Genomic DNA, 12,332 nt, shown 5'->3' with positions numbered 1-12,332 from the left:
CGTGGCAGCGGAACTAGCAGCACTCAAAGCTAATGAGTTGGCAACACTGGATGCCAATGTGGCAGCTGATTGAGCCGTATTTGCAGCGTTCGAAGCATCGGTTGCAGCACTGGCAGCAGTTGCAGCAGCACTGGATGCCAAGCTTTGATCACCCGAAGCAGCAGCCGTTTGAGCAGTTGCAGCAGCGGAACTAGCTAAGCTAGCCGATGAAGAAGCAGCAGTGGCAGCACTTTGTGCGGCACTGTTTGCAGTCGTGATCGTAGCATTGTCTGGATAGTTGGCAGCTGCAGAACTAGCTTCACTGGCAGCAGTCGAAGCAGCGTTCGCTGAATTCCCGGCTTCTGAAGCAGAAGCAGCGGCAGCGTTTGCTGAACTCGTGGCAGCGGAACTAGCAGCACTCAAAGCTAATGAGTTGGCAACACTAGATGCCAATGTGGCAGCTGATTCTGCGGTGCTTACAGCACTTGAAGCATCATTAGCAGCGCTGGCAGCAGTAGCTGCAGCACTGGATGCCAAGCTTTCGTCGCCGGAAGCAGCGGCCGTTTGAGCAGTGGCAGCAGCGGAACTAGCCAAACTTGCTGATGATGCAGCGGAGTTAGCAGCAGCCTGTGCTGTGGTATTAGCCGAGGTAATTGCTGAGTTATTTGGATAACTAGCAGCTGCTGAGCTTGTTTCATTAGCAGCAGTCGAAGCAGCATTTGCTGAACTACCAGCTTGTGATGCCGATGTTTCAGCGTTAGAAGCTTCATCGGTAGCCAACGAATTTGCTAAATCTTTAGCATGAGCTGCAGCACTTGAAGCAACACTAGCATCGTCAGCAGCATCTGAAGCAGCTTCAGATGCCATATCGGTTGCTAATGATGCACTTCCAGAATTGCCTTTAGCAGCAGCACTGGAGGCCATTGAAGCAGCAACAGAAGCGTCATGAGCAGCGTTTGAAGCTGCACTTGCAGCACTTTGAGCAGTTGAATTAGCAGCACTAACTTCAGCGTTATTTGAACTGTTAGCGATCTGACTAGCTGAATTTGCCGAACTTGAAGCTTCACTAGCCGAAGTTGCAGCATCCGAAGCATAACTATTAGCTTGGTTAGCAGAACTTGCAGCAGCACTGGAATCTAAGACATTTACTTCACGTTGTGCAGCTGAAGCAGCACTAGAAGCAGTTGATGCAGCGGTTGAAGCAACCGTAGCAGCACTCGATGCAACGGCTTCTGCTGATGAAGCAGCCACTTGATCACCTGCTGAAGCAGCACTGGAAGCTTCTGAAGCTGCAGCTGAAGCAGTTGTAGCAGCATTTGAGGCTGCACTTGCAGCACTTTGAGCAACAGCGTTAGCCGAATTAATTACCGAATCACTCGGATAATTCTGAGCGGCACTGCTGGTTACCAATGCGGAACTAGCAGCAGCATTAGCTGAACTCGTTGCGGCATTTGCATAACTCCCAGCATTCGTGGCGGCACTCGAGGCAGCACTGGATGCGGCGCTTGACGCAACCGAACTAGCAGCATTCGAAGCAACACTGGCTTCACTTGAGGCTACTGAAGCTGCACTTGAGGCTAAGCTAGCAGCACTCGAGGCAACACTTGCGGCGCTTGATGCAGCACTTGAATTACCAGAGGTAGCAGCATTCGAAGCTGCACTAGCAGCACTCGAAGCAACATTGGCAGCACTCGAAGCTACGCTAGCTGCACTGGAAGCGGCACTAGCTGCGGAGCTAACATCCGAATTACCTGAACCGGCAACCGAAGCAGCTGAAGCAACTGATGACGCAGCCGAAGCAGTTGAAGCAGCACTGGAAGCAATCGTGGCGGAGCTAGATGCATTTGACGCATAGCTATTCGCTGCGCTTGATGCAAATGCACTGGCAGCGCTTGAAGCATCGCTAGCAGCACTAGTGGCAATTTGAGCGACACTCGTCGCCGTTGAAGCAGCGTTGCTGGCAACTGTTGCAGCGCTAGAAGCAGCGTTTAAATCACCTGCTGAAGCGGCACTCGAAGCAACACTTGCAGCACTTGAGGCAACTAAAGCCTCACTAGCTGCAACGCTGGCAGCACTCGAAGCAAGGTTAGCTGCTGAGCTAACAGCTGGATCACCTGATGCGGCACTGGCAGCAACAGAAGAAGCAGCGTTAGCGGTCGATGCGGCACTAGATGCTGTGTTGGCAGCACTGGCAGCACTCGAAGCTTGGTTGTGAGCTGCTACACTGGTTGCAGTGGAAGCCGCATTACTTGCATTAACTGCGGCATCCGAAGCCAAACTGGCAGCACTCGATGCAATGACTGCGTCTGAGGCTGCTGCAGACGAATCATGGTTTGCAGCGGCAGTTGAAGCGGCAGCAGCGGCATTCGAAGCGGCATTGGCAGCACTGGTTGCAACACTGGCAGCACTGGACGCAATCGAATTAGCCATGCTGATAGCAACGTCTGATGAATTATTATTTGCAATTGAATTTGAAACGTTAGCGGAACTCGATGCAGCATTTGCAGAACTCTCTGCAGCTGATGCATCTTCGCTAGCTTGTTTTGCTGAACTTGCAGCGGCACTAGAAGCAGCACTCGATGCAAGTGAGTTAGCAATATTAGTCGCATCCGTTTGGGCTGATGTCGCTTGAGCAGCAGCAGCGGAGGCAACGGCAGCATCACTGGCAGCGGTTGATTCGGCTGCAGTCACAGCTGCTTGATTGCCTGCTGAAGCTGCACTAGAAGCTGTTGTGGCAGCATTTGCAGCGTCACTAGCAGCCGATGCAGCTACTGCAGCAGCACTGGCAGCGACTGAGTTATCAGTTGTGATTTCGCTATTACCACTATTTGCAGCAGCAAGGGAGCTTGTTTGATCAGCGGCAACTGAAGCCGTATGAGCTGAATTCGACGCGTCAGTGGCATAACTGCCAGCTTGAGTAGCTAGGCTTGCAGCGGCACTTGAGGCAGCGCTAGAAGCTGCAATTGAGCTAGCTAAACTTGCGGCACTATTGGCAGCGTTCGATGCAGTTGTTGCGGCTTCCGAAGCTGCGGCTGCAGCACTCGAAGCAACAACTTCAGCAGAGGAAGCGGCCGTCATATCACCAGAAGCAGCAGCACTTGAAGCTACAGAAGCAGCACTCGAAGCAGCGGCTGCAGCAGAAGATGCAGTTGCAGCGGCCGTGGAAGCCGTAGAGTTAGCAGCACTAATTTCGGCGTTACCAGAATTGGCAGCGGCAGCGGAACTAGTGACACTTGCAGCACTTGAGGCCACCTGAGCAGAGCTTCCGGCACCTGATGCTTCTTCACTGGCCTTCAAAGCTGAACTAGCAGCTGCACTGGAAGCTAACGAATTAGCTAAATCCTTAGCAGCTGAAGCAGCGCTTGAAGCAGTGCTTGCGGCGTTAGCAGCGATAACAGCTGCAGAGTTAGCAGCATAGGCTGCACTAGAAGCGGCTGTTAAATCGCCGGTTGTAGCCGCACTAGATGCAGCTAAGGCCTCATCAGAAGCGGTTGAAGCGGCAGCAGATGCAACCTTAGCGGCACTAGTGGCTGTTGAATTAGCAGCGGTAATGTCGGTATTGCTTGGAAATGCAGTTGCGGCGGAGTTTGTCACATTTGCGGCACTTGAAGCAACAACAGCTGAACTTGCAGCAGCTGATGCAGCTGTTTGTGCGTTTGCAACATCAGTAGCAGCTGCGGAGGAAGCCAAGTTAAGTGCTGTGGTAGCAGCACTAGCGGCCACATCAGCGGCACTGACAGCATAGGAAGCGCCAGAAAGAGCCTCGAGCCGGTAACGTTCAGCCTCAGACTGAAGTGACTGAGTAACGGCCAGGCTGGCAGCAGTTGAAGTAGCTAACGCTTCACTAGCAGCAGTCGACGCAGCGCTAGTGGCAATTGCAGCAGTGGAATTAGCAGCAGCATTACTATTACCTAGAGCAGCAGCAACGGAGTTAGCAATGTCAGCTGCAGAAGAAGCTGATGCAGCTGCACTATTTGCAGTTGTTACAGAACTAGTCACTGAAGCCTTAACGTCAGCGGCACCGATACTTTTAACCGCTGCAAAGGCGCTGGATGCAACCACGGCCTCGCTAGCAGCAACAGAGGCTGCGGTAGAGGCGGCAGCAGTAGCGGTCGATGCAGCATTTCGGTCACCGGCGGAAGCAGCACTAGAGGCTAATACGGCATCACTTGCAGCAGCGGAAGCGGCACTAGCAGCTACGACAGCAGCGCTATTGGCAACCTGGCTCTCAGATTTAGCTGCCGGATTCAATTGTGTCGATGCTTCTGCGTTAGCATTACCCGCATAGATATTAGCCTGATTTGCTGAAGATGACGCTGCTTGGGCGTATTTCCCAGCATCGGTCGCAAAGCTGTTAGCGGCTGATGTTGCCGCACTGGATGCCTGAATGGCGATCTGAGCTGCGGCAATCGAAGCTGCAGAAGCAGCACTTGAAGCTACTTGTTCTGCGGAACTTGCTAGGCTAGCTTGACTAGCAGCAACTAACGCCGACGACGAAGCAGCTGAGTACAGACCCATTTCTTCCGCTGAAGCAGCATTTAAGGCAGCAGTAGAAGCAGCGGTAGCAAATCCAGCAGCATCACTAGCAGCTGAGTTAGCCTCCGATGCAGCAACTGTGGCTTGGCTAGCTAAACTAACTGACGCGGCATCAGAACCGGCAGCCGTAGAAGCGTAACTAGCAAAGTTAGTAGCAGTATCGGCAAATGAGCTAGCATTGGATGCAGCAGTTGCAGCATCTGATGCTGAACTAGCAGCTTCTGAAGCATAGGCACTGTTGACAGTTAATTTGGCAGGTCCAAAGTAAACGGTATCGCTGCGACCATTAACGGAATAGTGCATCGAAACATAGTAGTAACCGGCGTCCGCAGTGGTGATGTCAGATAACGACAATGAAGTCCCGGTTGCACCCGCAATAGCGGTACCACCAGTCGTGCTATCCGTCGAATTCTTGTACCACTGATAAGTGGCTCCGGAATAGTTACTCAATTCTGAATCTTGAATTGCCCAGTTAAGTGAACTACCAACGTTAACGGTTTGATCGGTCAATCCACTACCAACAGTTAATAACTTCGAAGCTGAAACGGTAGTGCCATCGGAATTAGTCACTGTAGCGGTAATGGTTGTCACACCGTTTGCAATGGCTTCAACCAGTCCAGAACCATTGACCGTCGCAATACTTGGGTCACTACTGATCCATGTCACGGCACCATTGGCATTACTTGGATTAGTAACGGCAGTGTACTGGTCAGTCATACCACTAACCAGATAGTCTGAGCCAGAAACAGCGACATTAGTAGCCTTGACCTGGTTATCAACAATATCAACTTCGCCAATATTTGAATATTGAGTACCTTCCAAAGTGAACCATTGAGAAAGGTTATCCCAAGCAACTTGAAAACGCAATGCAGCCGCCTTGTTACCGGTCGTAAACGTTAAGTTTGAATATGTCTTTTGATTTGCCGTTAAGTTACCAGAGCGGGAGTTACTGATGCTGTAGGAACCGATATAACCTTCAGCCTCTGCTTCATCCAGTGATATCCAATTGCCCTGAACCTGGACCTGCCATGAAACATCTTCATTAAGGTTAACAAGGAGACCAGAAAAATCAGCCCATGCAGCTGAAAGCGAAACCGTTTGTCCTCCCGTAGCTACAGTTGTAGAACTGGTCATCTCATAATACTGACCATTCCAGAAGAAGTAACCAAATAGGGATGGTGCATACCCAGCAGCAGTTTTATCATCACTAGTACCATCAGTATAGTTGACTGCGTTAGAAGCAGCTAAAGTAGCTGCAGTCGCGGCACTAACCGCTGAACTAGCTAGTGCAGTTGCATTGGAAGCAGCCAAACTAGCCGCAGCAGCATATGAACTAGCAGCAACGAGGTTATTCGCTAGCATTGCCGTGTTAGCAGCAGATAAGTTAGCTTTAACCGACGCAGATGCAACCGAAGCTTGAGCCGTAAAGGCTGATGCTGCAGAAGCATAGCTAGTAGCAGCAGACGCATATGAGTTCGCCAGAACTGTATTTCCAGTAACGGCGGCAACTGATGATGCCACACTAGTTGCAGCTTGGGCTGTAGTGGAAGTCGTTGCGGCCGTTGAAGTTGCAGCAGTTGCAGCAGACGTATACGCAGCCGATTGGTTATCGGTAATGATCTGCATAGCAGCAGATTCTGCGGCGTTGGCGCTAATCAGAGCTTCTGAAGCGAGACTAGCGTATGTTGCTGCACTTGTAGCGAAACCAACAGCTGTAGAAGCGTTAGTTGCAGTCGCTGCATTAGAAGCGGCTACACTAGCTGCAGTAGCGTAACTCTGAGCGGTTGAGGCAGCATCAGAAGCAGTTGTTCTATATGCCGAGGCTGCAGAAGTATATGCAGCGGATACTTGAGCAAATGCATTACCAACGTTAGCCGCCTGAGAATTTGCTAACGAGGCTGCAGTGCTTGCTGCTGTTGCTGAAGCATTAGCAGTGCTTGCAGCACTCGAAACCATGTAAGCTGTCGTCGCTGAATTAGGATTTTCAGAATTAGCATTTATCAGCGCTGTCTTAGCATAGCTGGTCGCAGTTGAAGCAGCAGTTGAATTAGCTAGAGCAGCTGATGAAGCAAGTGCGGCAAATGAACTGGCAGCTACAGCGTATGAACTAGCTGCAGAATAACTGCCGGCTGCGTTAGCTAAACTGCTTGCCGTTGCTGCGCTCTTAGCTTGAGAGGCACTGAGCGAAGCGGAGCTAGCCTGATTGGTTGCTTGAGTAGCAGCAGAAGTGGCTACGCTTGCCGCATATGAAGTAGTGATACCCGTTAAGTTAGCTGTTGCCGACATATTAGCAACTGCACTACTTGCTAACGCTGCGCTTGAAGCAGCGTTATTAGCGCTACTGCTTGCTTGAACAGCCGAGCTAGCAGCTTGACTTGGATATGAACCGTTAGAATTAGAAACGGCCAACACACTAGTCGCGGTCGTAGTGGTGTATGAGGTGTCACTCCAGGGTCCTGAACTCTTTTGACCGCTAATAGTTGCTTTAAAATAATAAGTACCTGAGTAAGCGGGATCAAAAGTCGCAGTCGCACTAGCTGACGTTTGACCAGATGTCGTATCTACACTAGTTGCACCGTTAAAGCCACTCAGTGTATTAGCATTCTGCCAAGTCTGACCATCGGTTGAATAGGACCAGGTAATGTTGACTGATGTTGGTCCGTAATTACTAAAAGCAATCGTTCCAAAATCATCAACGTTAACCGTAATTGAAGCTGATGAGCCTAAATTGATCGTATCGTCGGCAATTGTCAGCGTGCCAGTCGCACCACTTGCAACAGCGGTGTTTGCTAATGAAGCCGCACCAAAGACAGCGGCTAAACTGGCGTTTGATTGCGCAATGGCATTCGCGGCAACTGCACTGGCAGCAGCCGATGATGCCTTAACAGCCAAGGAATAAGCAGCAGAAACATTCGCAGCTGATTGATCAGCGTACGATGCAGTTAATGAAGCCGCGCTGCTCGTCTTAACGGCGGCACTGCTTGCAGCTGTGACGTATTCAGCAGCCTGTGAGTTACCACCAAATGTCCCAACGGCACTCGCGGCACTCTTAGCAGCACTAGCAGCTGAACTTGCTGTACTGTTTGAAGCCGCTGCGCTATTTGATAAACTGGCAATGACGGTTGTATTAGCATCAGTAGCATACGACTGAGCTAAGGCGACTGAATCTTCTATTCTGCTTGACTGGGCTTGTAACATTGTTGCGTATATCCGCGCTTGTGAAAGTGCTGCATACGCGCCAATTGCATCTTCGGTTGCAGCCGCTGAACTTGCAGAGACTGCCTGTTGCGCAATAGCTGAAGCTAATGATGCTGATGAATTAGCAGCAACACTAGTGGCAGTTGCGGCGGAAGATGCACTGACGTAATCGTTATAAGCTGAGTTGTTTGCTGGACTGTACTGGGTGGCATTGTATGCGCTAGATGCAGCCGAGTTAGCAACTAAAGTTGAGGCCGAATTAGCAATATTAGTAGCAGAAGCACTGGATGCCAGTGATGTAGCTTGGGTAATAAAGGCCGAAGCTGCATCAGACAAGGTGTTAGCGGTGTATGACTGTGCTTCGATGGCGTACGAAGCAGCTAAGGAAGCGGCAGTCGAGGCTTTAACAGCCGCTGAGTTAGCACCAGAAGTATCACCGTTACTCTCTGCATAACTCGCATTACTGGTGTAATACTCAGCTAAACTAGCTTGAATGGCAGCTTGCTGAGCAACACTGTTAGCAAGGGAAGCATACTGGTTGGTCTTTTCCCCCGCGGCACTCATATACTCTTGAGCTGCAGTGGCATAACTAGCTGCTAAAGTCGCAGAAGAAGACGCATTAGTCTGGTTAGTAGTGCCAACTGAGGCAGCTGCGTCGACTTTTGTTACTTTTTTAGCTGAACTGCTGTTGGTACTATCTGAAGTTGTCGCACCAGATTTAGTCGCATCAGATGAAGTTGCATTTGATGCCCCAGACTTGGTTGTGCTTGAATCTGAAGTACCAGTATTTGAACTACTCGACACACTGTTTGTCGAGCTTGAAGATGTCGTTGACTTATCGCTTGAAGAAGTCGACGAATCTGACGTTGTCGAAACTGAACTAGCAGTGTCTGAGGAGGCACTGGTAGCTGCGGTCGCAGTATCAGAACTTGCGCTAGAAGCTTCGCTAGACGCCGAGGAGGACGCTGCTTCGGAGCTTGACGCGCTGCTTGATGTCGCGACAGTCGCGGTTTGTGCAACAGTGGTATCCGCAAGTGCCCGTGTTTGTGTGATTTCCGCACCGCCCAAAAGGGAGACGATCAAAGCTGAAGCGAAGATCCATCTTCGTCCAACCTTATACATCTTAAAGTGCGTATCTTTGGCATGCGGATCACGCTTTGCGTTAATCCATTTCATCATGAGAAAAAATTACCCCCGAAATATTTGCCTGCTCGTATAAGACTTAGAAATAATAACCGGCTTTCCGCACCATTATTTCTAAAAGAGAAACTAACAACTATAAAATTAACCCCAAAAGATCAATGCCTAACTCCTACCACCTCCTTAAGTGGTGACTAAATCATTTATTCAATTGACGCAAAGACTGCCAAGCCGATTACCGACTGGCAGCAACGCCATCTTCAAAGTGTGCGATCACATTGTCTGCCCGGTCAGCTTGAGCTTTTTTAAGCGCTGAACGATGCATCTGTGACCATTTATCTGAATCCGTTAATAATGTCGTAATCGCCTTGGCTGCAGCATGGGTCCTGCCATCCGGGACAAGGTTGCCGTTGACCCCATCCTCAATGAGAACTTTCGGGCCATACAAGACGTCGTAACTGACAACTGGTAATCCGAACCCGCGGGCTTCAACCATGTGCATGCCCAAGCCCTCGTTGAGCGAGGTGTTGAGCAGTACGCTGGCCGTCGCGTATTCATCGTTCAGTTTTTTACGGTTAAGGTAGCCCAGAAACTTAACCGAATCTTCCAGGTGATCGTTTTTCACCTTATCCTTAAGTTGATCAAGGTAGGTTGGAGAAGCGGGATAACCGGCAAAATGCAGTTCGGCGGCTGGTACCGCCATGTGAACTTGCTGGAAGATCTTCAGCACGTCAAACGGCCGTCTGTCAGGTGCAAGCCGTCCACTGACCAGGATAACCGGTTGCCGTTCCGCCGTCTGGCCAAGCTTCAAGTCGTCATCTGAAACGTAAATATCAGGTGCTACGCTAACGTTCAAATTTGGATACTGCTGATTGAGCTCTTGTTTTTGCTGTTCGGTCAAAACAAATGCCCCACTGAACTTAGCCGTTTGATTAACCAATACCTGCTGATAAATTGGCTTGATCTTGCTCTTAGGCCCATCGGTTGGATTCAATAAATGGCTATCGTGGAAGAAGGCCACCCGTTGTGGTGCTTTAACATCCGCGACCACGTAATCTAGATTGCGCCGTTCAGAAACGACAACCGCCTCCGGATCATTGGCAACTACTTCGTTAATAAAGAACAGGAACAGCTGGTCTTCAAAATTGAAACGGTAATTCTTGCCCTTGTAATTTAGCAGTTTCCACATGGTCGGGGACAGTTTCCCGTTAATGTTCATGTGCGTGATCTCCAAAACCGGATCACCCTTCAAGTTCAAAAAGACCTGCGTACCTAACTCGCCGTTCATGTGGAAATAATCAATTGATGATTTAAAGCCGCGCCAGTCAAAATTTTCACGAACTGTAGGATTATTGAACCGGTCGTAGTAAGTCACTGAACTGATTAAGCCCACTGTCCCCGGCAGAACTTCGATCTTACCAATATTTTGACCGGCTCGCTTCAGCCAAGAGTAGTTGGCATTCTCAGCCACGATATGGTATTCGTCTAACGGAAATTGTTTAGCTAACCGCAATGGCAGCTCGTTACGTGCCACATCCGTGGTCCCTTGAAAATAGTCATACATGTTGATGACACTATGATGATCAACCCCTGCTAACTGCATGTCATGTGCCAGGAAGCGGTTGTAGTTGCGGGTCAGGATCTTAGCTTCGATGCCATTTTCATTGAACAGTTTCGTCCGGTTAATGGCCGAATGCTCGGTGCCGGAATTATAAGTAAAAATATTTTCTAACACTGAATAGTTCATTGCTTTACCCCTTCCTGCGCTGACATGTGGGCCGCTGCTAACTTAGTTGGCCAGATCTGGTTGGCGTCATCGATCAGGCTTTGCCAAGCATTCCAGACGTTTGCTGGTGAGTAACGCTCCGAAGAATCGTAAGCCCCCGTTGAGTATTTCTGAGCTAATTTCGGATCCTTCAGCACTTTTAGCATTGCGGCAGCCATCGCTTTGTAATCGTTAAATGGCACCACGTTGCCGTTAACGCCGTCTTCGACGATTTCGTTTGGTCCGTAGTTGACATCGTAACTAAACGAGATCAGACCGTGTGAGATGGCTTCCAAAACGGCTAAGTTAAAGCCTTCCATTCGTGAAGTCAAGCCAAACATCATCGCTTGGTTTTCAACTTTATCAATTTCGGTAGTGTACCCCTTCATGGTCACCACGCCGTCCAGATCATATTCTTTGATTGCTTTTTCAACCGCCCGTCGTGCACGGTAGTTGTCGGAAGCATCGGCGTAACCGTAAAGGTCCAAGCTGACTTCAGGCACTTCCTTATGCACGATCCCAACAGCTCTGACCAAGTCGTCCAAATGCTTTTCCCAAGCAATTCGTGCGAAGGCGACCACCTTACCATACTGGCGATCCTTCACGGGTACCCGCGGGCCGTCTAGCAGTTCTTGAGAAACCACCCCGACAGGAATGGTGAATAACTTGGCAATCGGATGGAACCGGGCTTCGACGTCGTGGGTCTGTTTATGGGTGGCAGAAACCACCGCATCATAACTATCCAAGGCGTTCATTGCAAATTCATAATTATTATTCAATATCGAATGCATCGGTTCCTGGGCGTCACCAGCGTGCGAGTTGTGCAAATGCATAACGGTGTATGCCGGCTTCTTCAGTTGTAGTAAGCCCCAGTCACCTAAGTGAGAACGGTCAAGAATGAAAATATTTGGTTGCTTAACACTCCAAAACTTCTCATTCATTAAGTTAAAGAAGTGCGCTGTCAATTCTTCAATCGTATCGAACACGCGAATGGTGCCGTCAGCATCGGTCAACCGCCACCCGCTCTTTTGAACTTTACCCTGAGCATCTGCACGATTGAACGTTTCCAAAACAACGTGACCGGTTGGCGTCTGCCAAACTTCGGTCCCAACCTTATTATCTGGCGTATACATTTGCGACAAACTGATAAATCCCCGGGTATCGTAATTATCCACCCGGTATAGATTGTTAAAACCGTCAAATAATTCCACTGAACGAACGGTTTCATGGTCTTCACGATAATTTACACGGGCGACCAGTTGCCCCTGCGCGGTCTTCACCAATGACCGATTATTAGGCAGGTCCGGATCAGCATGGATGTTTAAAACGCCAAAATCTAAATCGTCAATAGTGATCCTCTTTGGCTTAACGTGAGTTGCCTGCTGAAAATAATCAAACATGCCGATTAGGTTTTCGTCAGGAATTCCAGCTAATTTCGTATTATCATGCAGTGCCGGATCCCAGTCTCGAATCAGGAACCGTGAGTCGACATGGTGAGCATTAAAGAGTTCAAATCGTTTTAGTTCGGCGTGCTCAATACCGGACTTTTGTTTTTGCATCGTTGCGTTGATAAAAAAAATCATGTTATCCCTCCAAATGGCAGCAAAACCACAAACTTAAAACCAACAGTCGTTACTACTGATATCAACCACGTCCAATTGGGTTTCAGGTGCAACGATGAAGTTTAAGTTCGTGAGTCATCTCACGAAGAATA

3 protein-coding genes are annotated in these 12,332 nt (G+C 49.5%); all 3 read right to left on the bottom strand.

The window, feature by feature from the left end:
- Positions 1-8,892, bottom strand: an 8,892-nt coding sequence (locus GM612_RS06735) for a KxYKxGKxW signal peptide domain-containing protein (RefSeq protein WP_155431618.1), incomplete at its 3' end; no start/stop codon positions are given.
- Positions 8,893-9,088: 196 nt separating this feature from the next.
- Positions 9,089-10,600 (bottom strand): glycosyltransferase, encoded by a 1,512-nt coding sequence (locus GM612_RS06730; RefSeq protein WP_155431617.1) that lies wholly within the window; start codon positions 10,598-10,600, stop codon positions 9,089-9,091.
- A complete protein-coding gene (locus GM612_RS06725) occupies positions 10,597-12,201 on the bottom strand; it encodes a glycosyltransferase family 4 protein (RefSeq protein WP_155431616.1) in 1,605 nt (534 codons plus the stop codon). Before GM612_RS06725 ends, GM612_RS06730 begins: the two co-directional genes overlap by 4 nt.
- Positions 12,202-12,332: the final 131 nt, after the last annotated feature.

Source organism: Secundilactobacillus folii, assembly GCF_009720675.1.
GTDB lineage: Bacteria > Bacillota > Bacilli > Lactobacillales > Lactobacillaceae > Secundilactobacillus > Secundilactobacillus folii.
This window is presented reverse-complemented; position numbering and strand designations above follow the sequence as displayed.